This is a genomic window from Chryseobacterium sp. SC28, assembly GCF_003932955.1.
Classification (GTDB): Bacteria; Bacteroidota; Bacteroidia; order Flavobacteriales; family Weeksellaceae; genus Epilithonimonas.
Genome location: NZ_QOVY01000009.1, coordinates 51,124 through 75,799 on the forward strand (window position 1 = coordinate 51,124; position 24,676 = coordinate 75,799).

Below are 24,676 nucleotides of genomic sequence, written 5' to 3' on the forward strand. Positions count from 1 at the left end.
CTTCGATCAGGGTCTTTAAACCTTAATTGTCCGAAAGTGATATTGCGCCTCTTTGAAATCTGCAAAAATGTGCTGCAGCCCGTTGCTGATGATGATTTGCTCTGCCCCGATTATACTGTTGTACCGCGCAATCTGCTCAAAATGGCTTTCTTTCAAAACGATACTTGGCGCCTTGCATTCTACGAGGATTTTGGGCTTGGTTTTTTCGGTTACCAAGAGATCAATTCTTTTCGTTGTTCCGTTCAGTTCCAGCTTTTTCTCGAGGATTAAAGAAGACAAGTTTTTCTTCTTCACAAACCTGAAATAATGCAGCCAATGCTGTCTTACCCATTCTTCCGGCGTCAGCACAAGCCATATTTTGCGCACCAGATCATAGATAAAAAATGTATCTTTGTCTTGCTTGATTTGCAAATCAAAATCATTTTCAAAATTAAGTTTCGGAACCTGCATACCTCGTGATGAAAGAAATAGATACTATCCTCAAAAATATTAAAAATAAAGAACTCTTGCCTGTTTATTTTTTACACGGCGAGGAGTCATTTTACATAGATCTGGCTGTCAAGCATTTGGAGCAAGATGTTTTGGATGAAGATGAGAAAGCCTTCAACCTGACGGTGGTTTACGGTCGGGATACCAACTATTTAGAAGTTTTATCCTTGGCAAGGCAATATCCGATGATGGGCGATAAGCAACTCGTCATCGTGAAAGAAGCGCAAGATATGAAGCTGAATGATGAAGAGCCCAAAGCGCTGGAAACTTATTTCGAAAATCCGGTTCCTTCAACGATTTTAGTCGTTGCCCACAAGAGCAAGAAGCTGGATGCCCGAAGGAAATTTGTAAAAATTTTGGACAAATCCAAAATGATTTTCGCATTTGATAAGATAAAGGACTATCAACTTCCGGCGTGGATCCAAAGCGAAATGACCGCGATGGGCATCAAAGCGGCGCCCAACATCAGCCATCTATTGGCAGAATATCTGGGAAACGATCTTTCCAGAATCGCCAATGAACTCAACAAATTGAAAATCATTTTGAAAGACGGTGCCGTGCTCGACGGGAAAATGGTAGAGGAGCATATCGGCATCAGCAAGGACTTTAATGTCTTCGAACTGCAGAGGGCGCTGGCCACCAAAAATCAGGAAAAAGCCTTATCTATTGCCTATTATATGGGAAAAAATAAAAAATCAAATCCTGTACAGATGTCTTTCGGCATACTTTATAACTTCTTTTCGAATATCATAATGTACCACACTTTAGCCGGCCAGTCGCCACAAAGCATTGCTTCCACATTGGGCGTCAGTCCATACGCCATCAAGGATTATTCGGAAGCAGCACGCTTCTATCCCTTGAAACATGCAACCAGAGTAATTTCCATTCTGCGCGAGATGGATCTCAAATCCAAAGGTCTCGGCGTGCGTCAAATGGATGATGATGAAATCTATACCGAGATGGTTTACAAAATCCTAAAAGTAGATGAACTGAAAGTGAAAGTTTAAGGTGTTTGGTCGAAGGCTTTTTCACCGGAATTTTGATAACCCATCTTTATCATTCATTCTTCGTATCGGTCGCATTGATTGTTTGGATATGTTTTGAATAATTAATTTCACAAATTTGTACCCTCTTTTTTCCCATAAAGATTTATATTTGACAGTCCGATTTTTTAAGAAGAAAGTCAAGGATATTTACTATAAAAAAAAATAATCGTAAAAATGGAAAGCAATATCTTAGATTGTGTCATCGTAGGATCGGGACCGGCAGGTTTTACGGCCGCGATATATGCAGCCCGGGCGAATCTGAAACCCGAGCTCTTTACAGGGCTGGAACCTGGAGGGCAACTTACCACCACTACAGATGTGGAAAATTTTCCGGGATTTCCAGACGGGATCTCGGGGCCGGAAATGATGCTCCTGCTTCAAAAACAAGCAGAACGATTCGATACCAAAGTGCATTACGAGATGATTACCAAAGTAGAGTTTTCCCAAAAGAGAGGCGGCATTCACAAATTGAGTACGGGTTCGCGCGAGATTCTGGCTAAAAGTGTGATTATTTCCACCGGAGCAACGGCAAAATATCTGGGTTTGCCAGACGAAAAAAAATATTCCGGAGGAGGCGTTTCTGCCTGCGCCACTTGTGACGGATTTTTCTACCGAGGGCAAGACGTCGTCGTCGTAGGAGCGGGCGATACTGCTGCGGAGGAAGCCACATACCTCGCCAATATTTGCAAAAAAGTAACATTGCTCGTGAGAAAAGACCATTTCCGGGCTTCCAAAGTGATGGTGGAAAGGGTGCTCAATACTCCAAATATCGAGGTGAAATATAACCACGAGCTCATCGGCATCGAAGGGGAAAATGCTTTGGTAGAAAGAGCAATAGTAATAAATAATCTCACGAAAGAAGTTTTCACAATCGATGTTCACGGCATCTTTATCGCCATCGGCCACAAACCCAATACGGCCATCTTCAAAGGTCAGGTAGACTTGGACGAGTACGAATATATCATTACGGAAGGCAAATCGGCGAGAACCAATGTGCCGGGCATTTTTGCCGCCGGTGATGTTCAGGATCGCCACTACAGGCAAGCCATTACTGCGGCGGGCAGCGGATGTATGGCCGCGATGGATGCCGAAAAATATCTCGGCGAATTGGCGGGAGAGAACCACACTTGGGTGGAACGATAATCCGAAATAATCAACCGATTTTCATAATAATCAAGCAGGATGAGAGCTATAGTGTATATTTTCCTCGGGGGCGGGTTGGGCAGCGTCTTTCGATTCCTGATCTCCAATTATACTCAGAGATTGTGGCATATCCAAACATTTCCAATGGGAACATTTGTAGTAAATCTTACAGGTTGCTTGCTGATTGGGATTTTGTCCGCCTATTTTTTGAGAATAGATAATTCTCTAAAATATCTCTTGATCACGGGTCTATGCGGAGGCTACACCACATTTTCGACCTTTTCTGCCGAGAATTATTCCTTGTGGCAAAGCGCTCACTACGGTATTTTGGCTTTATACGTTTTGCTAAGTGTGGTTTTGGGATTATTGATGGTATTTCTGGGTTTTCAAATGTTCCGGACTTAAGAATTTCTAATGGACAACGAAAGATCTCAAGTTTTTTATTATAATTATTTGGTTACAATCCAAAAGCTTTTTATATTTGCACCACCGAAAACGAGAGGTTGGGAGCGGGGAATGGAGAGATGGCAGAGTGGTCGATTGCGGTAGTCTTGAAAACTATTGACTGTAACAGGTCCGGGGGTTCGAATCCCTCTCTCTCCGCAAAATATTATTTAAGACGCCATTTGGTGTCTTTTTTTTGTTCCGGTTCTGCACCAAAGCCACGCCACGTTGCATCTGAGATGACAGGCAATATTGGAGGGATTATCTCTTTCACTTCTGAACAAGAAACTTGTAATAATGATTCAAATGCAGATATCACTTATTCAATCTTTAAAAATAAATAGCCAATTCAACCGAAAAATTTAATAATTTTGCGAAATAAAATCTTATGGAAGAAAACGTGAATTCTGATGAAGTTTTTAAACAAAAACTAGAAAATCTTTTTGACTTCGAGTTCAATAACGAAGTTGCCGGTGTTTTTGACGATATGGTAAGCCGCTCTGTTCCTTTTTATGAAGAAATGCAGCGAATGACCAGTGAATTGGCCGGAAGGCACGCCCAGCAGGGAACCAATGTTTATGACCTGGGATGTTCCACGGGAACTACAATGCTTTTGATGGACAAAAAAATACCCAACGATATCAAATTCGTTGGTATCGACGACTCTGAAGAAATGATTCACAAATGTCGGGAAAAACTCAACAATTTTAAGTTGAATCGAGAAATTGATCTGGAGGTGGCCGATTTGACCCAAGACATTCCTGTGCATAATGCTTCTGTGGTCGTGATGGTTTTAGTATTGCAATTCATCAGACCGGCACATCGGCTGGACATTGTCCGAAAAATTTGCGAGGGAATGACTAAGAACGGCGTATTCATTCTGATCGAAAAAATACTCACTGAGGAAAAATCTTTTAACCGCGATTTCATAGATTATTATTACGACTTTAAGCGTAGAAATAATTACAGCGAGTTGGAGATTTCACAAAAAAGAGAGGCTCTCGAAAATATCCTAATCCCATATAAAACCAGTGAAAATATCAGTATGCTCCGCAATGCAGGGTTTGGCGAAGTAGAAGTGTTTTTCAGATGGTATAATTTCACTGGCATTATCGCAAAAAAACTATGATACAGATCGGCAACTTTTTTTTTAAATACAGAAATTTTTTATTTATTGTTCTATATGTGCTTCTATTTATTCCTTCGCCACCATTATTCAGCGAGGCAATATTTGGAGCTGATTATTATTGGATAGCAATTGTGGTGGGGCTGCTCATTACCATCTTAGGACAAGCAATTCGGGGCGCCACCATTGGTCTCGCTTATATCGTACGAGGCGGAAAGGATAAAAAAGTATATGCAGAACATTTGGTGACGGAAGGTCTGTTCAGCCACGTCAGAAATCCTTTGTATATTGGTAATATTTTAATGCTTTTAGGGCTTGGTATTTTGGCTAATTCATTGATTTACACTGTTATTATAATTCCTATTTTTCTCTTTATATACCAATGCATCGTGTTGGCCGAAGAGAACTTTTTGAGGAAAAAATTCGGAGGAGAATTCGATATTTATATCAAAAGAGTTCACCGCTGGATACCCACATTAGCAGGCTTTCGCGAAACCTTCGCCAATATGGAATTTAAGTGGAAAAGATGGCTGATCAAAGAATATAATACCCAGTTTATCTGGCTTTGCGGGATCGTCTTGATTATATTATTTAAGTATCCGCAACTTACTTATGACGATGCTTCTTTGAGAAACACCATTGCAGCAATTCTCGTTCTTATTTTTGCAGTATATTATTTTACGGTGCGATATATGAAAAAAACAAAAAAGTGGACTGCTAATTAAAAAAACATAACGTATTTTTCCTTAACTTTGTGCTTATGAAAAAAATGCTCGCCATATTTTTTCTCACGACCTACCTTTTTTCAACAACCGAATTAAACCAGTTGCTGAAGCTTCCTGCGCTGGTAGAGCACTATATCGAGCATACGAAAAGCAACAGCCATATTTCCATCTTAGACTTTTTGGTTCTTCACTACGAAGGCAACCATTCGAAAAATCGTCAACACAATAAGGATTATGATGATGATCAAAAGCTACCTTTCATCATACACAGCGACGTATTAAATTTTTGCTTCGTGCATCCGCAACCTGTTTTTTTCGAATCTTTTCATAAAATTGTTATGGTAGAATCCTCCAAAGTCATGTCTTTTGATGATTCTTTTATATCCAACCATTTTCTTTCCACAATCTGGCAGCCTCCAAGATCTTGTTAATTCTTTTTGACCAATAGGTTTTTGATTATTTCTATTGCACCTCGCATTCTGAATTTCTGTTTTATTTAACAAGAATGCCCTGTCGATCATTTCTTAGGTTGTTCCGAGGGTTTCCCAAAGACATTTTTGCTAAGCAATCATTAGAAATCCGAATAAACCGAAATCGCAATATTGTTTACCGTGCAGATTATATAATCGCAGCCTCTTGGTTAATCCTGTTATTTCATTTACAATAAGTACTGCTGTACTTTTATGTAATGTTCTTAAATAATAATTTTTGATTAACAAGTAAAATATATGCTTACCAGAATCATCGCATTTTCCGTAAGGAACAAACTCATTATCGGGCTTTTGGTGATAGCGCTCATCGGATTTGGCGCCTACCAAACCACGAAATTGCCTATCGATGCCGTTCCCGATATCTCCAACAATCAGGTGCAAGTAATCACTATCGCTCCGGCTTTTGGCGCTACGGATATTGAACGGCTCGTTACCTTTCCCATAGAACAAGCAACGGGCAACATTTCCGGCACAAAGGAAATACGAAGCTTTTCCCGTTTCGGACTCTCACTCGTTACCATTGTTTTTGAAGACAATGTGGATGTCTATTGGGCACGGCAGCAGGTTGCCGAACGCCTTCTGCAGGTTCAGGGTCAAATTCCGACCGGCATTGGCACACCGACTTTAGGACCTATTTCTACCGGTCTTGGCGAAATATATCAATACGTAGTCCGCCCCAAAAAAGGTTACGAACATAAATATGATGTCACAGAACTGCGCACCATTCAGGACTGGATCGTGCGCCGGCAATTACTCACCGTAAAAGGCGTTGCCGAAGTGAGCAGTTTTGGCGGCAAACTAAAGCAGTACGAAATCGCAGTAAATCCGGACAAACTCAATGCCTACGGAATCACCATCAATGATGTTTTTTCGGCTTTGGAAGAGAACAATCAGAATACCGGTGGCGCCTACATCGAGAAAGGTCCCACAGTTCTCTATGTGCGCAGCGAAGGACTTATCGGTACCATAGAAGACATCGGCAACATTGCCATCGCAAATAAAAACAACGCAACCCCTTTGTTCATCCGCGATATCGCAACCGTAAAAATAGGCTATGCCACCCGATACGGAGCAATGACCTATAATGATCAGGGCGAAGTTTCGGGCGCCGTCGTGATGATGCTGAAAGGCGCCAACAGCAGCGAAGTCGTCAAGAACGTAAAAGAAAAAGTGGCACAAATCCAAAAAACCCTGCCGGAGGGCGTCGTCGTGGAGCCTTTCCTAGATCGCACGAAAATGGTCAATAATGCCATAAGTACAGTGGAAAGAAACCTGATGGAAGGCGCACTGATCGTAGTTCTCGTTCTGGTTTTGTTCCTTGGGAATTTCAGGGCAGGATTGCTCGTGGCTTCGGTTATTCCGCTGGCGATGCTTTTTGCCGTTTGTATGATGAATCTCTTTGGCGTGAGTGGCAACCTGATGAGCCTTGGCGCTCTCGATTTCGGACTCATTATCGATGGCGCTGTCATCATCGTAGAATCGGTGATGCACCAGCTCTCGCACAACGCCCGCTTCCAGCAATTGACCAGTCTATCCAAAAAACAAATGGATCAGACGGTCATCAGTTCTGCGGGCAAAATGATGAACAGCGCAGTATTTGGGCAAATCATCATTCTGATCGTTTACCTGCCTATTCTGAGTCTGCAAGGTATAGAAGGCAAAATGTTCCGACCGATGGCTCAGACGGTTGCCTTTGCATTGCTGGGCGCCTTCTTGTTGTCGCTCACCTATATTCCAATGATGACTTCGCTGGTACTGAGCAGGGAAATTAGCGCTGCGCACAATCTTTCAGATAGAGTGATGCGGCGCGTGGAAGCCTTCTACCAAAAATATCTGTTGAAAGCCATCCGCATACCGAAACTCATTATCGTATTGGTTTCCATTTTATTTTTTGTAGCGGCTTTCGTAATGTCGAGATTGGGAGGCGAGTTTATTCCCTCATTAGAGGAAGGGGATTTTGCCGTTGACACCCGTGTATTAACCGGAAGTAACCTGAATACGACCATTGAAAGTACGCAGAAAGCCGCCCATATCCTGAAAACGCGCTTTCCAGAAGTGATAAAAGTGGTTACCAAAATAGGCAGTGGCGAGGTACCTACCGACCCAATGCCGATGGATGCCAGCGATATGATGGTGATTTTGAAAGACAAAAGCGAGTGGACTTCTGCCAAGACTTTTCCGGAACTATCGGAGAAAATGAGCAAAGCTCTGGAAGATGTGCCGGGCATTACCGCCGGTTTTCAGTATCCGGTCAATATGCGCTTCAACGAGTTGATGACCGGTGCGCGGCAGGACGTGGTGCTGAAAGTTTTCGGAGACGATCTCGATGTACTGGCTGCTACCGCCGCCAAATTGGGTAAAATAATCAATACGGTGGACGGTGTCCAAAATCTTTATATAGAACCCATCACCGGAATGCCTCAAGTAATCATCAGTTATAAACGCCCCATCCTTGCCCAATATCATTTATCGGTAGCCGGCATCAATAAGGTGGTCAATACGGCGTTTGCCGGACAAAGCACAGGATTGGTTTTCGAAGGTGAAAAGCGTTTTGATATGGTGGTGAAGCTGGACGAAGACGCCCGAAAAAATTTAGAGGATGTTCGTAATTTGCTGATTCCGACACCTGCCGGACAACAGATTCCATTATCGCAATTGGCAGAAGTGCAGATAAAAAACGGTCCCAATCAAATTCAGCGGGAGAACACCCAACGCAGGATCATTGTCGGCTTCAATATCAAGGGTCGGGATGTGCAAAGTATTGTGCAAGAATTGCAAGCCAAAGTGGATAAGCAAATCAAGCTCCCGGCGGGATACATTGTCACCTACGGTGGTTCTTTTGAAAATCTGAACCAAGCCAAAAGCCGTCTGATGGTGGCAGTTCCCATCTCGCTGGCGTTGATATATATTCTGTTGTTTTTCGCTTTCAACTCGGTAAGAGAAAGCCTCTTGATTTACTCCGCTATTCCTCTGTCGGCAATAGGTGGTGTTTTCTTTTTAGCGCTTCGCGGTATGCCTTTCAGCATCAGTGCAGCCATAGGTTTCATAGCGCTTTTCGGCGTAGCCGTTTTGAACGGAATTGTTTTGGTCGCCGAATTTAATCGTTTGAAAAAATCGGGCATCAAGAACATTGTCCGCATCGTGGTAGATGGGACGGAATCCCGCTTGCGCCCCGTGCTGATGACCGCGTCTGTAGCTTCTTTGGGTTTCATTCCGATGGCGGTGAGCACTGGAGCGGGTGCCGAAGTGCAACGTCCGCTGGCAACGGTGGTCATTGGTGGACTTCTGGGTGCTACATTTCTCACTTTGTTCGTTCTTCCAATATTATTTATTGCATTTGAAAAAGGTTTAAAAATGAATTTATTTAAGAAAAAACACATCCCATTATTAGTTGTTTTAGGAATTTCATTAATGGGAACGGGTTCTTTGAAAGCCCAACAAACCCTCACCTTAGACCGGGCGATTGAGATGGCTATTCAGAATAATCAAAATCTGAAAACGGAAAAACTGAAAGCCGATTATGCCAAAGCCATCATCAGAACTTCGGCAGATATTCCGCAAACCGGCATCACAGCAGATTACGGACAGATCAACAGTGCTTACAACGATACCAAGTTCGGGATTTCGCAGAATATCGCTTTCCCGACGGTTTATAAAAGGCAGAAGGAACGTTTCACACAAGAATGGAAATACAGTCTATTGAATGTCTCGATGAAGGAATATGAATTAAAAAAAGCCGTTGCCCAAACGTTTTACGCCATTTTGTATTGGCAGGAAAAAGAAAAACTATTGCGGACGGCAGATTCCTTATACACTGATTTTTACGCCAAAGCTTTGCTGCGCCTGCAAAAAGGAGAAAGCAATATTTTGGAAAAAACTACAGCCCAGAACCAAAAAGCAGCAATCACCATCCAACTGAAACAGGTGCAGCAGGAATTGGAAAGCGCAAAGTTGCAATGGCAATGGTTGCTAAATTCGGATGTAATGTATCTGGCAGAATCTAACGAAAAAATAATGCCGCTGCTAACAGCCGATCCCGGCAAAAATCCTGTATTGCAACTCTTGGAACAGCAGAAAAATATGGCGGCGAGCCAAACCCTATTAGAAAAATCCAAACTGCTGCCCGGATTGATGTTGGCTTACAATCTCAACAGTTTCAAGGGAACAGGCGCCGATAATAAGTTGTACAATGCCTCGCCGCAATTCCATTCCGTGCAAGTGGGCGTTTCTATTCCTATATTCTCGCAGTCGCAAAAGGCGAGAGTAGCAGCTTCGCAAATCTCGGAAAGCATCGCAGACAACCAATTGAAAGCTACCAATATGTATTTGCAAAATCGGTACAAACAACTATCGGAAAGCTATCAGCGCCAGATGGAAATCGTGAACGACTACGAAATGGAAGGGCTGAAAAACGCAACCATCGTGACCGAAACGGCGCAAAAGCAATTCCTCAACGGCGAAATCAATTATCTGGATTTTGTGATGCTCGTCAATCAAGCCATCAGCATTCAAAGTAATTATGCCGATGCGGTAAAATCGCTGAACGATACCATTATTCAAATCAATTATCTTAATTAAATTCTAATCACAATGTATTCATTCGATATAAAAAATAAAAACCATGGCAAGCTAAAAATGCTCTCTGTTTTGGGACTACTATTGTTGGCTCAATGCCGGGAAAAACCTCAGGATCAAGCCCAAACCAAAGTTGCCAACGAAAGCAACACCGTCGTATTGACCGATGCGCAGTTAAAAAATGCGGCTTTGGAAACGGTACGCCTTACCGAAAAAAATATCGCGACTGTTTTGAAATTAAACGGAAAAATAGACGTTCCACCGCAAAATCTCATTTCTGTGAGTGTGCCTTTGGGCGGTTTTCTGAAAAGTACGCGCCTGCTGCCAGGGATGTATGTCCGCAAAGGAGAAACGATTGCCGTGATGGAGGATCCGCAATATATCACGCTGCAACAGGATTATTTGCAAGCCAAATCAAAATACCATTTTGCACTATTGGATTACCAACGGCAGAAAGCGCTGAACCAAAGTCAAGCCAGCAGCGATAAAGTGATGCAGGCAGCACAAGCGGAAGCGAACAATCAGCAGATTATGATGAATGCACTGGCGCAGCAGTTGCGCCTGATCAACATCAATCCCGAGCGGCTGAATGCCGGCACCATCACCAAAAGCATTCCGGTGTACAGTTCTATCAATGGTTTTGTCAGCAAGGTGAATGTCAACATCGGGAAATATGTCAATCCTTCGGATGTCCTGTTTGAATTGATTAATCCCAACAATCTGCGCCTGAATTTAAAAGTCTATGAAAATGATATCGATAAACTGCAAATCGGACAAAAACTGACCGCCTATACCAATGCAGAACCCGATAAAAAATACCAAGGCGAAATCATCCTCATCAGCAGAGACATCAGCAGCGATGGCATTTCGGAAGTGCATTGCCATTTTGAAACTGCTGACAAAAATCTGTTGCCGGGAATGTATATGAATGCCGAAATAGCCACGAAAATTTCCTTTGCCAATGCCGTGCCGGAGGAAAGCATCGTCAATTTTGAGGGCAAGGATTACGTGTTTGTGCAAACCGGAAAACTAAGCTATAAAATGTTGCCCGTAACTGTGGGAGCGAAAGAGAAGGGATTTGTTCAAGTGGTCAATGACACTGATTTTGCAGGCAAACATATCGTATCCAAAAATGCCTATACGCTTCTGATGAAACTCAAAAACACCGAAGATGAAGAGTAAAAAGCCGGCGCAATCGGGATTATTAACTTTAATTTATTAAAAATTATGGAAACAGAAAACAAAAATAAATTCACGACGGTTCACAGAGTTCTACATTGGTCTTTGGCAATATTAATGGTCGTTTTATTTATCACCGGATTTTTAAGGATGTATTGGATGAGCAAGAACACCATTATAAATGCGGTGGAAACTCAACTGCAAAGCCAAAATATCAACCTTGGAAAAGAACAGATACTGCCCATCGTCAAAAGCATTCAGAAACCGATGTGGGAATGGCACGAATATGCTGCCTATCTGGTGTTGGCTGCCTTTCTGATCCGAGTTATTTATATGTTGGCAAAAGGAATTAAATTTCCAAATCCATTTGTAAAAAACCAAGCCGTAAAAGAGAAAATGCAAGGACTAATTTATGTAATTTTATACTTTTTCATAGCCGTTTCCATTGTGACGGGATTTTATCTGAAATGGATCGATGGCGAATGGAAGGAGCCGATGGAAACCATTCACAAATGGGCGATCTATTGGTTCCCAATTTTCATTCTATTGCATTTTGGCGGCATCATAATAGCAGAACTGACCGACAAAAAAGGCATTGTGTCCAAAATGATAGGAGGACGTTAATCACCAATCCTTAAAAAACAGTTTTAAAAAATGACCACATATAATCTTCCTGAGCATCTAAAAGGTTTGACGGACAACGAAGTGAAGGCGTCCAGAGAGCGGAACGGCAACAACCGGATGGAGCCGGTCGGCAAAAGCTCTCTGCTGGATATGGTACTCAGCATCTTGAAAGAGCCGATGCTCATCTTGCTCTTCGCCATCTCGATCATTTACGTTATTGTCGGCGATTATGGCGAAGCTGCGTTTATGTTTCTTTCCATCATTGCCGTTTCTGCTATCTCGTTTTATCAAGACAATCGAAGTAGAAAAGCGCTGGAGGAATTAGAAAAACTAAATGAACCGCTGAGTACGGTAATAAGAAATTCTGAAGCCATCCAAATTCCGACGCACGATATCGTCGTGGGTGATCTGTGCATTATCGAAGAAGGAAGAATCATCAATGCCGATGGGACAATTGTTCACAGCAACGATTTTTCCGTGAATGAAGCCTCCTTGACGGGCGAGAGTTTTTCGGTTTTTAAAAGCCCCGAGCCTGGCAATAATAAAGTTTTCAGCGGCACGGTAGCCGTCTCCGGCCTGGCAGTTTTTGAGGTAGAACAAATTGGAAAACAAACGCAAATCGGTAAAATCGGAGAATCGATCTCGTCTATAAAAGAAGAAGTGTCGCCCTTGCAGATTCAGATTACGAAATTTGTAAAATGGATGGCCGTTGCGGGCGTCTTCATTTTTTTGATGGTGTGCATCTTCAGTTTTATAAAGACCGGAAATCTGATCAATAGCCTGCTGAATGGGCTTACGCTGGCGATGTCTGTTCTCCCGGAAGAGATTCCCGTGGCATTTACCACCTTTATGGCGCTGGGTGCTTGGAAACTGATGCGCGAGGGCATCATTATCAAAAGAAGCAGTATCGTAGAAACCTTAGGCAGCACCACGGTAATCTGCACCGACAAAACAGGCACCATTACAGAAAATTCTATGGAGCTGAAAGAGTTGTATGATTACCGTTCCGACAAGATTTATGATCAACAAGAATTTACCAATCCGGCTGTGACGACTTTGATAGAATATGCCATGTGGAGCAGCGAACCGCTTCCGTTCGACCCGATGGAGAAAATGCTTCACAAGGTCTATGAAGAGACCCAAAAAAGCGATGCAAGAAAAGATTATCAAATGATCCACGAATATCCGCTGGAAGGTAATCCGCCGATGATGACCCACATATTGGAAAATGGTAAAAAAGAAAGAATCGTTGCTGCCAAAGGAGCTCCCGAAGCCATCCTTGCGGTTGCCAAACTTTCCGATACAGAGATCGATAAGATAAGAAACGTCCTTAAGAGCTTTGGCCAGCAGGGCTATCGAATGCTGGGGGTCGCCAAATCCGATTTTCGCGGCGCCGATTTTCCGAAAAGACAGCAGGATCTTGAATTTGAATTTCTCGGGTTGGTGGTTTTCTACGATCCGCCAAAGAAAAAAATCCGGACAGTCATCCATCAAATTTACGAGGCAGGAATCAAGGTAAAAATTATCACGGGAGACAATGCCGATACCACCAGCAGCATCGCTGCCCAGGCAGGTATCGTAAATACAGCGGAAATCTTAAACGGAAATGACGTGGCTGGCTACGAAGAAGAGGCATTGATGCCCGTTGCGGAGCGTACGGTTTTGTTTACCAGAATGTTCCCTGAGGCCAAACTGCGTGTCGTGAATGCGCTGAAAAAGAACGGCGAAGTGGTAGCGATGTTGGGCGATGGCGTGAATGATGGCCCGGCTCTCAAAGCAGCGCACATAGGCGTGGCGATGGGCAACAAGGGTACAGAGATTGCCAAAGCGGCTGCATCTTTGGTTATTACCAACGATGATTTGGAAAAATTAGTGATCGGTATCGCTGCCGGAAGAAGAATCTATGCCAATATCAAAAAAGCCGTGCAGTACATCATCTCTATCCATATTCCGATTATCCTCACCGTGTCTTTGCCTTTGTTTTTAGGTTGGGTATTTCCCCAGATTTTCACGCCGGTGCATGTGATCTTTCTCGAATTGGTGATGGGTCCCACTTGTTCTATCGTTTACGAAAACGAACCGATGGAGAAAAATACAATGCAGCAGCCACCCCGACGAATGACCGATACCTTTCTGAACCTTCGCGAGTTAGCCATCAGTATTATTCAGGGATTAGTTATCACCGCGGGGGTTTTATGGGCGTACCAATGGACGGTTCAAAATGGCGGAAGCGAAGAAAAAACGAGAGCGATGGTTTTTACCACTTTGATTTTGGCCAATATTTTTTTAAGTCTCGTGAACCGTTCCTTTTATTACAGCATGCTCGATAGTTTCAAAAGCAGCAACCGCCTCTTCCCGATAATGATTCTTGTGACGCTGGTCTTGCTATTTGCCATATTGTATGTGCCGCCGGTTGCCAGATTCTTTCACGTCAGCGGGCTGAGTGTGCGGGAGTTTGGAATTGCCATATCAATTGCGGCGGTTTCGGTCTTGTGGTTTGAGATTTATAAACTCTATCGAAGAAAAAAATGAACAATTGCAAAGCCGCAAAAGAACTATATTTAGCCGTTAAATGCTTAGCAAGAAATTGAATTTTTTTGTCCAAATGTAATTTTTAAGGCGGCAAGATTGTTGTATTGACTACCTTAAACAATTAGAAAAATGAAGGCACAGACTGAAACCACGATGCAAAAAGACCAGGATTCTCCGGAAAATTTTCAGTCAGACGTGCTGAATGGTTTGCGCCACTTTCCGAAAAAATTATTTTCGAAATATTTTTATGATGAAAAAGGCGATAAGCTCTTTCAGCAAATTATGAATATGCCGGAATATTATCTTACCGGCTGCGAACTCGATATCTTTAAAAATAAAACCCAAGAACTTGCCGAAAGTATTATAGCCAATGATGAGCCTTTCGACCTGATAGAACTGGGCGCGGGCGATGCCACGAAGTCATCCTATCTCCTGAAATATCTCGTTGGGCGCGGAGCAGACTTTACCTATATGCCTATTGATATCTCAGGAAATATATTGTCAGTTCTTCAGCATAAATTCAAAGCAGAGCTTCCCACTTTGGAAGTTGTCACTTTGCAAGGTGATTACTTTGATATGCTGGAGAAAGCAACCTCGATTTCTGAAAAGCGAAAAGTCGTTCTTTTTTTGGGAGGAAATATCGGCAATATGGAATTAGACGAATCCGTCCACTTTTGCAGAGAGCTGCGCAGAAAGCTTCATTCGGGGGATTCTTTGATTATAGGATTTGATCTGAAAAAGAATCCACACGTTATTTTAAATGCATACAATGACGCCGCTGGCATTACAGCCCGCTTCAATCTGAATCTTCTCGATAGAATCAATCGCCAGTTGAATGCAGATTTTGATTTGAAGAAATTTCAGCATTATCAGACTTATGATCCCATTTCCGGCGCGTGCCGCAGTTTTTTGATCAGCCTTGAGGAACAGCAGGTTACTATTTCAAATAATAGAGTTAAATTTGAGGAAAATGAAGTGATCGCTATGGAAATTTCGCAAAAATTTTCCGAAACCGACATTCAGAGCCTTGCAGCAAAGTCGGGCTTTTATATTATCAACGAAATTAAAGACTCCAAAAACTGGTTCATAGATTCCGTCTGGCAAGTGATTTAATTTAATAAAACAATTATGAAAACCGCTTCAAATGTTAATAATTTAGAAAAGCCGGTCGCCGACCTAGGCAGAAGGTATGCCCAAGTCCGAAATCATTCGGTTGAGATCTGCAGACCTTTGGAAATCGAGGATTATGTGGTACAACCGATTGTAGATGTGAGCCCGCCCAAATGGCATCTCGGCCATACCACGTGGTTTTTTGAAACATTTATTTTGATACCCTATTTTCGCGACTATCAAGTGTTCGATGCGCAATACAATTTTGTTTTTAACAGCTATTACGAGACCATTGGCGCCCGAGTGGTGCGTACCGATCGGGGCAACCTCAGCAGACCATCGGTTTCCGATATCTACAAATACCGGCAATATGTGGACGAACAGATGACGAGATTCCTCGAAAGCTCGCCGATGACCACGGAAGTGCAAAATCTGTTGGAACTTGGTCTTAATCACGAGCAACAGCACCAAGAATTATTACTGACGGACATCAAGTATATTTTAGGTCACAATCCGCTCTTCCCGGCGTACGAAAAAGAAAAGAACTCCAAAAAGCAATCTTTGGCAAGGCTCGAGATGCTGCACTTCGCCGAAGGCATTTATGAAATTGGTTTCGAGGGAAAAGGTTTTTGTTTTGATAACGAATTAGGAAGGCACAAAACTTACCTCAATAATTTCGAAATTGCGAACCGCTTGGTCACCAATGGTGAGTATCTCGAGTTTATGCTGGCCGGAGGTTATGAAGATTTTAGCCATTGGCATGCCGAAGGGTGGGACTGGGTAAAGCAAAATGCGGCAACCGCACCTCTTTACTGGCATCTGATTGATGGAAAATGGATGAATTATACTTTGAACGGGCTGATGGAAATAGATCTTGATGCGCCCGTCTGCCATATTAATTTTTATGAAGCCTCAGCCTTCGCCTCTTGGAAAGGAATGCGCCTGCCTACGGAAGCGGAGTGGGAAGCAGCATCGGACAATTTCAATTGGGGAACTCGTTGGGAATGGACAAATTCTGCTTATTTACCATATCCCGGTTTCAAGAAGGAAATTGGGGCGATAGGCGAATACAACGGCAAATTTATGGTCAACCAAATGGTGCTGCGCGGCGCTTCGGAGGCTACACCCGCGGGACATAGCAGAAAAACCTATCGCAATTTTTTCCACGCCGGGCTGAGATGGCAATATACAGGAATCCGCCTCGCCCGGTAAAAAAATGATTGCGGTCTTTCAAGTATTTTAACCCTCAATTCTTAGCGGATCCAAAAGAAGATAAATGAAAAAGAACCACAATTTTGATGAAATCATCCTGCGGCGCGGTACCAATTCTGTAAAATGGGATCTGGCGAAAGATCCGCATGTTTTGCCGATGTGGGTGGCTGATATGGATTTTAAGACGGCACCGGAAATTATCGGCGCGCTCTTAGACAAAGTATCTCAGGGTATTTTTGGTTACAGCCTTATTCCTTCCGAGTTCCACTCGGTTATTATCGATTGGTACAAAGAGAATTTTTATTTTGATATCAAAGAAGAGTGGATTTTGCCTGGTCCTGGAATGATCCCCACACTGTCTGCCATTCTGCGAACTTTTGTGAAAAGAGGAGAGCGTGTTATTATTCAGCCGCCTGTTTATAATCATTTCTACGATCTTTTGGAGAAATGCGAATTGGAGATTGCTGAAAATAACCTCATCTACGAAAATGGCATTTATAATATCAACTTCGAGGATCTGGAGCAAATGGCGTCCGACCCTAAAACTAAACTTTTGTTGCTTTGCAATCCGCACAATCCTGTCGGAAGGGTATGGCAACGGAATGATCTCGAGACCATTGCGAAGATTTGTTCAAAGCATCGGGTCATCGTGGTTTCAGATGAGATTCACGCAGATTTGGTTTTCCCCGGTCACACGCACTTGCCGTTCGCTTCTATTGCAAAAGATGAAGAGTTGACCGCCTTCACCTGCGGCTCGCCTTGCAAAACTTTTAATCTTTCCGGTCTGCCAATTTCCTATATTATTTCCGAAAATCGAGAAGCTTTAAACGAGCTTTTAAAGACATTTGAAATTCAAGAAACGAGCTATCCCAATCCCATCGCCGCCGAAGCCCTGATAGCTGCGTACAAAAACGGAAAAGAATGGATGGCAGAACTCAAGATTTATCTTTACGAAAACTACCGGTATCTTTTACATTTTATCGCGGAACATTTGCCGAAAATCAAAGTTATTCCGCCGGAGGCGACCTACCTTGTTTGGTTGGATTGCCAGGCGCTCAACAGGACATCTGAAGAATTATGCAGAACGCTCTTGGAGGAAGAAAAATTGTGGGTAAACGCCGGCACGATGTACGGCGCAGCGGGCAGTGGTTTTATACGCATCAATATGGCATGTCCGCGTGAAGTTCTGTCGGAAGGTCTCCGCCGTTTGGCCTCGGGATTACGAAAATTTACATAGATTATTTGCGACACGGTGCTTTCGTTTTTTAGCACTGCCGGCTGTGGATAAAAATTATTTTCTTAATATTGATACACCATCACGCATTTCACTTAAAAATTAAAATCCCATGTTGCATTTAAAAATAATAGCTTCGTTTCTGCTTTTATCTTCGTCTATGGTATTGGCCCAGTCCTACACAATTTCTAAAACGGCAAAGCCAGGCAAAGAATTTCCGAAAATTGACGCCGAGGCTAAGGTTCAGTTCAAAGTATATTTTCCGAATGCCGCTTCTGTGGTTCTCGATGGGGGAGATGGTCTCAGAAATTTGGAAGCAACTTCTGCCAAAGACCAAGAGGGCTACTGGAATATCCATACTTCGCCTATGGAAATCGGCTTTCATTACTATTGGTTCAACGTGGATGGGAAGCGGATGAATGATCCCAATACAGAACTCTATTTTGGCTACAGCCGACCCACGAGCGCCATAGAAATACCGTCGGGAGAAGATTTTTTCTTCAAGAAAAATGTAAAACACGGAAAGATTGTGGACGACAGTTTGTTCTCCGCAGTCACCAAAGGAAAAAGAGATTTTAAGGTGTATCTCCCGCCACATTACGGTCGCAAAAAAATGCCGGTTCTGTACCTGTACCACGGTACCGGCGAGGATATCACGGGCTGGGAAAAGCAAGGCTGCATTGCCAACATTCTCGACAATCTCTTTGCAGAAAAAAAAGCGAAAGAGATGATCGTGGTGATGGATTATGGCGTTGCACTCGCTCCTGAAGAACAAAAAAGACCCGATGATTTTCCGAGAACCGTTGTTTCCTCCAAAAATTTAGATAAAATCGTCACTCAAGAACTGATGCCTTACATCGAAAAGAAATATAAGACCAATGCCCAAAGAGCGGTGGCCGGGCTCTCGCGTGGGAGCTATCAGGCGATGCTTATTGGGACGAATCATCCCGACTTATTTTCTGCAATCGGAGCTTTCAGTCCGGTGATTTATGAGGGAACCGGCGCCGAGCCTTTCCGAGAATTGCCCATCAGCAATCTTCTAAAAGCCTCTAAAAAACCTTTTTTCTTTATCGGAATCGGTGAAAAAGAAGATGCCAGATTTTTTGAATTTAATGCTCTGATAACTAATTATTTAAAACAAAATAGTTATCCGTATTCACCGTATATCTCCCCGCAGACTTACCACGAATGGCTGACCTGGCGGCGGTGCCTTTATCAATTCGTGCAACAGATTTTTTGAGGCATCGCCAAGCTATTGGAAACAGTTTCAAGCCAATAATAAGCAACAAGTCGGCAAATTTTGCTGGCTCGGAATCATTTTACGGGATTATGTTTTCTGCTTTTAAGCTTTTCACTTTTGCTAATGTCCCGGCTCTTGTGTTATCGAGAGCTTGCAGTTGGTAGGTATTATTGTTTGGCGTTTTTATTATAATTTTGTCATCGTTGATGACATAATTGGTATTATGATTTGTAAACGACAAATTATTGTCGCGACCTGAGTATTTGAATGTGCCGTTGTACAGCAATTCGATTTTGCCGTCGGCATCGGTAAGAACGTAATATAGGGTGGATCCGGTTTTAAAAATTTGCATTTTCTTCTTATTTTTAATTTCAAAGGAAAGTATTGGGTCGTACTTTCCTTCCTCAAGGTCAAGCTTTTGATAGGTGGTTTCGGACATTTTCCCATTGACTAAATTCTGTTCTTTGTAATCCCACGTAATTCCCGAGGTACTTAATCCTTCTTCCACGATTTTTACCGGATAAGGTTTGTTGTTTTTCACTTTGAATTCAGAAAACTGATGCCAGCAACATCCGCTTTTTGTCATGGTGTGAATGGTTTTTGTTTTGGGATCAGTGCGGAACATGCCGCAATAGTCTTGGGAAAGCCTTGAGAATTCGGGGCTTTGTTTAAAGCCATTATCTGTGGCTAAGTAGATTTGGAAAGACGGTCCGTGATAGCAACTCTTTTGTCCCTCCATAATTGCAAAATCTTTTTTACCGTCGAAATTGTAGTCCTCGTGCAGAATTTGGCTTTGTTCGCCGTAGGGAAGCTCTCTTATGTTGGCCAGAACTTTACCTTTATGGAGTTCAAAGGTCAGCTCGTCTGAATTTATTTTGATGAGTTGTCGATTGGATGTTTTATCAAAAATTGCAACCCAGCCTTTGCTGAATACTTTCGTGGTGTCTGCGATAAATAATTTCCCTACATAATCGTTTGAGAAATTGTCGATTACAAATGTGACCTGGGCGAACGCAGACTTTGAAGTCAAAAAAAACAGTATAAATAATGTTTGTTTCATTTTTTGGAAGGTGGATTCAAGTTAAATGCAACTCGTCCTTTTTTAATGATTAACTGTAAAGAAAATCTATATCTTTTTCTCTATTATTAGCTTAAAATTTATTTAACATGAATGACTCTAACATTTTTTCAATATCCTGAATAGGTATTTTTAGTTTCAGATAGCTATGCTTGTAATTATCAGAATTAATCCATTTATTTCCACCTTTATCATCAGGAACACACAATCCACCTACTTTATCCCAAATCGTTCCAACCCCGTTTCTGACTGCATATAACACCGCCGTTTGGTCATAGGTGGAATTATTAAGAATTTTTCCTTTGAAGTTTTCTTTTACCCAAGGCGCATGCCGGCTAAAATGCATAAAGCCTATATACAGCGGTGTATGTGGGTCTAACGTATTAAATATTTCTCCGGTTTTTATAGCGACACCCAACTCGTATCCCGAGAAAGTAATAGGCACATTTATATTACTAATCACAAATTTTGTTACCCCTATCATATTCCCATCAAAATTCCATTCCTTTTCGCCTTCAGGAAATTGTCCGCCCATAATTACAAATTCCTTTACTTTCAAATCAATTAATTCCTTTCCGGACAAAGGAGAGAGGCTGTCTGCTGGAGAATTAATAAGGTTTTGGATATTCTTTAAGGGGCCGACAGTGACAATGACAATACTCTTGTCTTTGCTTTCGGATAATATTTTGCGATATAGCAATGTGGCTTCTACTGCTGTATCGTATGTTTCGTCGTGCTCGAAAGCGTCAGCTATTGGCTTGGAATAGTTCCATTCTTGGAAATGAGTTTCATCTTTTCTTACACCAATGGGAATGTTTGGATTACCATAAAAAGTATTAACCGCATCAATAGCGGGGACAGCATACTTCTCGGTAGACCAGACCATTACTGCTAGCAAATTACATTCTTTCCTGTTTTTAAAATGATTCAGCATTGCTAATGCACCTAAGTCATCGGCATCTGCACCAAAATCAGTATCAAATATTAAGTTGGGTTGTGCATGCGAATTTGTGCTAAAAAAAAAGAGTACAAATAAAAATAAAGTTCTAAGTGTGTTCATGTAATTTCTGTTTAATTATCCGTGGTCGCTCGTAGCTGGAGAGGGCGGGATTTTCAGCGCTCTTTTACTTGCAAAGTGGTGTACAAATTTAGTGAAAACTTTTTTACAAGTCCAATTGCTAATTCTTGCAAAACCGCTGTGGGCGAACAGCAGTAGAGGTCCTAAGTTTGCAGTTCAATCTGCCCGACGCAAAAGCGGTCATACCTCATATTTCTATTTCTGTTGACTTTTGACAGACTCAAGAAATCCGTTGTAATAGTTGTCAATTGTTTTTTTCTTTATCGCGGCCCATTCGTCTTTCGGTTTGGTCAATTCTCTTGCATTTGGTCCTTCGCCTTGTCCGGCTTGGATGACCCACATTCCGTGCAGATTGATCCAACGGTGGTCGTAGTTCTCGTTGTTTGTTCTTACAAAGTTAACCACTTTGTTTACAGTCTTTTCAAGTTTGTCAATGTCTTGGAACGCATACTTATTGATGTCGGGACCGTATTCGTTATTTAACACCGATACTGCTTGTTTTGCAGAATTGTCCATACACAAGTTGGCGTCATATCTTGCTCTGAGTTGAGCCACATAAAACCAAAAAGCCGCTTCATCCTTGTCGCCTTGCGAAAAAAGTTCGCGAGAAAGGGCATAAAGAACAGGCGGATTATAGTCGTTGGGATTATTAATTACAGTCTCAATAGTCTGTTTTTTCTGTTGTGGGTCTTGGCCTTGTAGAATTTTTATTGTTTGGTTTTGTTTTTCAACCGCAATCTCACCGAATACGCCTTTAGCTTCTATTTCTTTGTTCGTTAACTGTGCATTGAGTAGTGTCCAAAAACCCATTGTCAGTGAGAAAAGTAAAATCGCTTTTTTCATAATGGTCATTTTTATTTTTGGGTCAAAAATTATGCCTCTGATGATTTGCGCTTCGCGAAGTTGCGTCGCTGTACTTTTGCCTAAAAAACATTATAAAAATGCTACACAAATTAAAATTTAGCAAATAAGTAGTTATTCTTATCTAAGTCTGTTAGTCGGCCGATCAAGCAATAAATCTCTTCAGCGATTTAATAAATTTACACCAATATAATAAGGCATTACAAAAGGTTTTACAGATTGTTTTTTTAAACATTTTTAATAAATAAAAAAATACAAATAAAAATCCCTCGGATAATCTCTTACGGGTAAAGATTCGGGCTGCCGCGGACATTTTTACAAAAAAGTAGAGCGTTCCTAAAATCAGAAAAATTAATATGATTTAACAAAATTTTTTTTTGAGTATGAATTAATTTCTCTATCTTGGTGATGTTGTAAAATTTTAAATTTTTTGCCCATAATCCATCACGTCATCTACCAAATATCACCTTATGCAGGTCCAGCCGTACTCCTTATTTTCCGACTTCGACATCTACCTTTTCCGTTCCGGAAACCACACCCGGCTATACGAAAAGTTTGGTTCTCACAAAGTGACAGTGGACGGTGTTTCCGGCGTTTATTTCTCGGTTTGGGCGCCCACGGCGGCAGAAGTCTCCGTGATGGGGAACTTCAACCAGTGGAACTCGTTTTCGCACCAGCTCGCTGGGCGCTGGGATCAGTCGGGCATTTGGGAAGGTTTTATCCCCGGTCTGGACTTGGGAGAAGTTTATAAATACGGCATCCGCACCAACAAAGGTTTGCTGCTGGAAAAAGCCGATCCCTACGCACTTTGTTTTGAAAATGCGGTTCAGGCCGGCTCTATCGTTTGCACCACTTGGTACGAATGGCAAGATGAGGATTGGATGAAAAACCGCGCCAAGCACAACAGTCTGGAGTCGCCAATCTCCGTTTACGAAATGCATCTGGGCTCGTGGATGCGGGATCCCGGCAATCCCGAGCGATTCCTTAGCTATGGCGAAGTGGCAGACAAACTGGTGCCGTATCTCAAAGCTATGAATTTTACCCACGTAGAGTTTATGCCCGTGATGGAGTATCCGTTCGACCCGAGTTGGGGCTATCAAATCACAGGATTCTATGCTGCTACATCCAGATTCGGCTCGCCTCAGGAGTTGATGTATCTTATTTCGGAACTTCATAAGAATAATATTGGCGTTTTTCTAGACTGGGTGCCTTCCCACTTTCCGGGCGATGCCAATGGTTTGCACTTTTTCGACGGTTCGTTTTTATACGAACACGAAGATCCCAGAAAAGGTTTCCATCCCGATTGGAAATCCTACATCTTCAATTACGGAAGGCCGGAGGTCAAATCTTTTTTAATTTCCAATGCCATTTTTTGGCTCGACAGATATCATGCCGATGGACTGCGCGTAGATGCCGTCACCTCGATGCTCTATTTGGATTATTCGCGAAACGAAGGCGAGTGGGAACCAAACATCTACGGCACCAATGTGAATCTGGAAGCCAAGCAATTTCTTCAGGATTTCAACATCGCAGCCTATCGGGAATTTCCTGATGTACAGACGATTGCCGAAGAAAGTTCGGATTTCCCACGGCTTACGTCCCCAGTCCACGAAGGCGGTATCGGCTTCGGCATGAAATGGATGATGGGCTGGATGCACGACACCTTGGACTATTTCAAGGAAGATCCCCTCGCCCGGAAATACCATCACAACAAAATCACCTTCACCAGCGTCTATATGTTCAATGAGAATTATATGATGCCGCTCTCGCACGATGAGGTGGTTCACGGGAAAAGCAGCCTGATCTACAAGATGCCGGGCGACGAATGGCAGAAGTTTGCCAATCTGCGCGCCTTGTATGTTTATATGTTTACCAATCCGGGAGCGAAGTTGCTTTTTATGGGCGACGAATTTGCCCAGACCCGCGAATGGAATTTTACAACCTCTCTGGATTGGCATTTGCTCCAGTATCCTATTCATAAAAATCTTCAGGAATTTGTAAAGGATCTCAACCTGCTTTATAAATCCAATCCGGCGCTGTACGAGCAGCAATTTTCGCCCAACGGCTTCGAATGGGTTAATGCGGATGATACCGACAATTCTATCTTCATCTACCTCCGAAAAAGCAAAAAGAACAAGCAGGTTCTGATGATTGTTCTGAACCTCACGCCCAACACTTTTGATTACCGAATCGGCGTAGAAAAAGATACAAAATGGGAAACCATTCTCAATTCTGACGAAGGGAAGTACAGCGGAAGCGGCGTTGAGGCAGTCATCTCGCAACAATTGGACGAAGGATGGGACGGCCGAGAAAATTCTATCATTATGAGATTACCACCCTTGTCGGGCGTGGTTCTGAATCAAATAACGCACAAGCCAAGCGCAGAAATCAAAAAAAGAATTAAAAAAAAGAAGAAAGCGACAGGTAAAAAAATCAAGTCGACTGACAAACAGACTGTCAAAACAACGAAACGACACGATTCTTAAATT

19 protein-coding genes and 1 tRNA gene are annotated in these 24,676 nt (G+C 42.5%); 16 read left to right on the forward strand and 4 right to left on the reverse strand.

What is annotated here, in order from left to right; all coding sequences use genetic code 11:
• Nucleotides 1–15 precede the first annotated feature (15 nt).
• Nucleotides 16–450, reverse strand: coding sequence for a type I restriction enzyme HsdR N-terminal domain-containing protein (locus DTW91_RS07015; RefSeq protein WP_125202676.1), 435 nt, complete (start codon nt 448–450; stop codon nt 16–18).
• A gap of 8 nt (nt 451–458) precedes the next feature.
• Here DTW91_RS07015 and holA point away from each other — a divergent pair, with 8 nt between their 5' ends.
• The 15 genes from holA (at nt 459) to DTW91_RS07090 (ending at nt 19,170) form a co-directional block, all read left to right on the forward strand.
• Nucleotides 459–1,496, forward strand: a complete 1,038-nt coding sequence (gene holA / locus DTW91_RS07020; protein WP_125202677.1) for a DNA polymerase III subunit delta — start codon at nt 459–461, stop codon at nt 1,494–1,496.
• A gap of 213 nt (nt 1,497–1,709) precedes the next feature.
• On the forward strand, nt 1,710–2,678 hold the full coding sequence (trxB, locus tag DTW91_RS07025) for a thioredoxin-disulfide reductase (protein WP_125202678.1): 969 nt from the start codon (nt 1,710–1,712) through the stop codon (nt 2,676–2,678).
• A 39-nt stretch (nt 2,679–2,717) separates the two neighbouring features.
• The gene (gene crcB / locus DTW91_RS07030; protein WP_125202679.1) at nt 2,718–3,083 is read left to right on the forward strand and encodes a fluoride efflux transporter CrcB; all 366 of its coding nucleotides are present in this window, start codon (nt 2,718–2,720) and stop codon (nt 3,081–3,083) included.
• Nucleotides 3,084–3,196: 113 nt separating this feature from the next.
• Nucleotides 3,197–3,281 (forward strand) — tRNA-Ser (locus DTW91_RS07035).
• Between the two features lie 229 nt (nt 3,282–3,510).
• Entirely contained in the window at nt 3,511–4,251 is a 741-nt protein-coding gene (gene cmoA / locus DTW91_RS07040) for a carboxy-S-adenosyl-L-methionine synthase CmoA (protein ID WP_125202680.1), read from the forward strand.
• Between the two features lie 56 nt (nt 4,252–4,307).
• A complete protein-coding gene (locus DTW91_RS07045) occupies nt 4,308–4,973 on the forward strand; it encodes a methyltransferase family protein (RefSeq protein WP_228412680.1) in 666 nt (221 codons plus the stop codon).
• A gap of 35 nt (nt 4,974–5,008) precedes the next feature.
• Nucleotides 5,009–5,404, forward strand: coding sequence for a hypothetical protein (locus tag DTW91_RS07050; protein WP_125202682.1), 396 nt, complete (start codon nt 5,009–5,011; stop codon nt 5,402–5,404).
• Between the two features lie 297 nt (nt 5,405–5,701).
• The gene (locus tag DTW91_RS07055) at nt 5,702–10,042 is read left to right on the forward strand and encodes a CusA/CzcA family heavy metal efflux RND transporter (RefSeq protein ID WP_125202683.1); all 4,341 of its coding nucleotides are present in this window, start codon (nt 5,702–5,704) and stop codon (nt 10,040–10,042) included.
• Between the two features lie 12 nt (nt 10,043–10,054).
• Nucleotides 10,055–11,221: an efflux RND transporter periplasmic adaptor subunit gene (locus DTW91_RS07060; protein ID WP_228412681.1), complete on the forward strand. Its 1,167-nt coding sequence runs from the start codon at nt 10,055–10,057 to the stop codon at nt 11,219–11,221.
• 45 nt (nt 11,222–11,266) lie between these two features.
• Nucleotides 11,267–11,842, forward strand: coding sequence for a cytochrome b/b6 domain-containing protein (locus tag DTW91_RS07065; protein WP_125202684.1), 576 nt, complete (start codon nt 11,267–11,269; stop codon nt 11,840–11,842).
• 30 nt (nt 11,843–11,872) lie between these two features.
• Nucleotides 11,873–14,374 (forward strand): cation-translocating P-type ATPase, encoded by a 2,502-nt coding sequence (locus DTW91_RS07070; RefSeq protein ID WP_125202685.1) that lies wholly within the window; start codon nt 11,873–11,875, stop codon nt 14,372–14,374.
• Between the two features lie 129 nt (nt 14,375–14,503).
• The gene (locus tag DTW91_RS07075; RefSeq protein ID WP_125202686.1) at nt 14,504–15,487 is read left to right on the forward strand and encodes an L-histidine N(alpha)-methyltransferase; all 984 of its coding nucleotides are present in this window, start codon (nt 14,504–14,506) and stop codon (nt 15,485–15,487) included.
• A gap of 15 nt (nt 15,488–15,502) precedes the next feature.
• Nucleotides 15,503–16,696 (forward strand): ergothioneine biosynthesis protein EgtB, encoded by a 1,194-nt coding sequence (egtB, locus tag DTW91_RS07080; RefSeq protein WP_125202687.1) that lies wholly within the window; start codon nt 15,503–15,505, stop codon nt 16,694–16,696.
• Between the two features lie 64 nt (nt 16,697–16,760).
• Nucleotides 16,761–17,933: a MalY/PatB family protein gene (locus tag DTW91_RS07085; protein ID WP_125202688.1), complete on the forward strand. Its 1,173-nt coding sequence runs from the start codon at nt 16,761–16,763 to the stop codon at nt 17,931–17,933.
• 109 nt (nt 17,934–18,042) lie between these two features.
• Nucleotides 18,043–19,170, forward strand: coding sequence for an alpha/beta hydrolase-fold protein (locus DTW91_RS07090; protein WP_125202689.1), 1,128 nt, complete (start codon nt 18,043–18,045; stop codon nt 19,168–19,170).
• 79 nt (nt 19,171–19,249) lie between these two features.
• On the opposite strand, the gene DTW91_RS07095 is transcribed toward DTW91_RS07090, so the two are convergent.
• The 3 genes from DTW91_RS07095 to DTW91_RS07105 all read right to left on the reverse strand — a co-directional run bounded on the left by DTW91_RS07095 (nt 19,250) and on the right by DTW91_RS07105 (nt 22,169).
• Nucleotides 19,250–20,230 (reverse strand): XAC2610-related protein, encoded by a 981-nt coding sequence (locus tag DTW91_RS07095; protein ID WP_125202690.1) that lies wholly within the window; start codon nt 20,228–20,230, stop codon nt 19,250–19,252.
• Between the two features lie 91 nt (nt 20,231–20,321).
• The gene (locus DTW91_RS07100; protein ID WP_125202691.1) at nt 20,322–21,308 is read right to left on the reverse strand and encodes a nucleoside hydrolase; all 987 of its coding nucleotides are present in this window, start codon (nt 21,306–21,308) and stop codon (nt 20,322–20,324) included.
• Nucleotides 21,309–21,521: 213 nt separating this feature from the next.
• Nucleotides 21,522–22,169, reverse strand: coding sequence for a hypothetical protein (locus DTW91_RS07105; protein ID WP_125202692.1), 648 nt, complete (start codon nt 22,167–22,169; stop codon nt 21,522–21,524).
• Between the two features lie 488 nt (nt 22,170–22,657).
• Between DTW91_RS07105 and glgB the strand changes: the two genes are divergently transcribed.
• Nucleotides 22,658–24,673 (forward strand): 1,4-alpha-glucan branching protein GlgB, encoded by a 2,016-nt coding sequence (gene glgB, locus DTW91_RS07110; protein WP_125202693.1) that lies wholly within the window; start codon nt 22,658–22,660, stop codon nt 24,671–24,673.
• Nucleotides 24,674–24,676 lie beyond the last annotated feature (3 nt).

Bases quoted from the DNA above. Each gene is read 5' to 3' on its own strand.
- DTW91_RS07015 (WP_125202676.1), bottom strand. From the start codon at position 450: ATGCAGGTTCCGAAACTTAATTTTGAAAATGATTTTGATTTGCAAATC.
- holA (WP_125202677.1), top strand. From the start codon at position 459: ATGAAAGAAATAGATACTATCCTCAAAAATATTAAAAATAAAGAACTC.
- trxB (WP_125202678.1), top strand. From the start codon at position 1,710: ATGGAAAGCAATATCTTAGATTGTGTCATCGTAGGATCGGGACCGGCA.
- crcB (WP_125202679.1), top strand. From the start codon at position 2,718: ATGAGAGCTATAGTGTATATTTTCCTCGGGGGCGGGTTGGGCAGCGTC.
- cmoA (WP_125202680.1), top strand. From the start codon at position 3,511: ATGGAAGAAAACGTGAATTCTGATGAAGTTTTTAAACAAAAACTAGAA.
- DTW91_RS07050 (WP_125202682.1), top strand. From the start codon at position 5,009: ATGAAAAAAATGCTCGCCATATTTTTTCTCACGACCTACCTTTTTTCA.
- DTW91_RS07055 (WP_125202683.1), top strand. From the start codon at position 5,702: ATGCTTACCAGAATCATCGCATTTTCCGTAAGGAACAAACTCATTATC.
- DTW91_RS07060 (WP_228412681.1), top strand. From the start codon at position 10,055: ATGTATTCATTCGATATAAAAAATAAAAACCATGGCAAGCTAAAAATG.
- DTW91_RS07065 (WP_125202684.1), top strand. From the start codon at position 11,267: ATGGAAACAGAAAACAAAAATAAATTCACGACGGTTCACAGAGTTCTA.
- DTW91_RS07070 (WP_125202685.1), top strand. From the start codon at position 11,873: ATGACCACATATAATCTTCCTGAGCATCTAAAAGGTTTGACGGACAAC.
- DTW91_RS07075 (WP_125202686.1), top strand. From the start codon at position 14,504: ATGAAGGCACAGACTGAAACCACGATGCAAAAAGACCAGGATTCTCCG.
- egtB (WP_125202687.1), top strand. From the start codon at position 15,503: ATGAAAACCGCTTCAAATGTTAATAATTTAGAAAAGCCGGTCGCCGAC.
- DTW91_RS07085 (WP_125202688.1), top strand. From the start codon at position 16,761: ATGAAAAAGAACCACAATTTTGATGAAATCATCCTGCGGCGCGGTACC.
- DTW91_RS07090 (WP_125202689.1), top strand. From the start codon at position 18,043: ATGTTGCATTTAAAAATAATAGCTTCGTTTCTGCTTTTATCTTCGTCT.
- DTW91_RS07095 (WP_125202690.1), bottom strand. From the start codon at position 20,230: ATGAAACAAACATTATTTATACTGTTTTTTTTGACTTCAAAGTCTGCG.
- DTW91_RS07100 (WP_125202691.1), bottom strand. From the start codon at position 21,308: ATGAACACACTTAGAACTTTATTTTTATTTGTACTCTTTTTTTTTAGC.
- DTW91_RS07105 (WP_125202692.1), bottom strand. From the start codon at position 22,169: ATGAAAAAAGCGATTTTACTTTTCTCACTGACAATGGGTTTTTGGACA.
- glgB (WP_125202693.1), top strand. From the start codon at position 22,658: ATGCAGGTCCAGCCGTACTCCTTATTTTCCGACTTCGACATCTACCTT.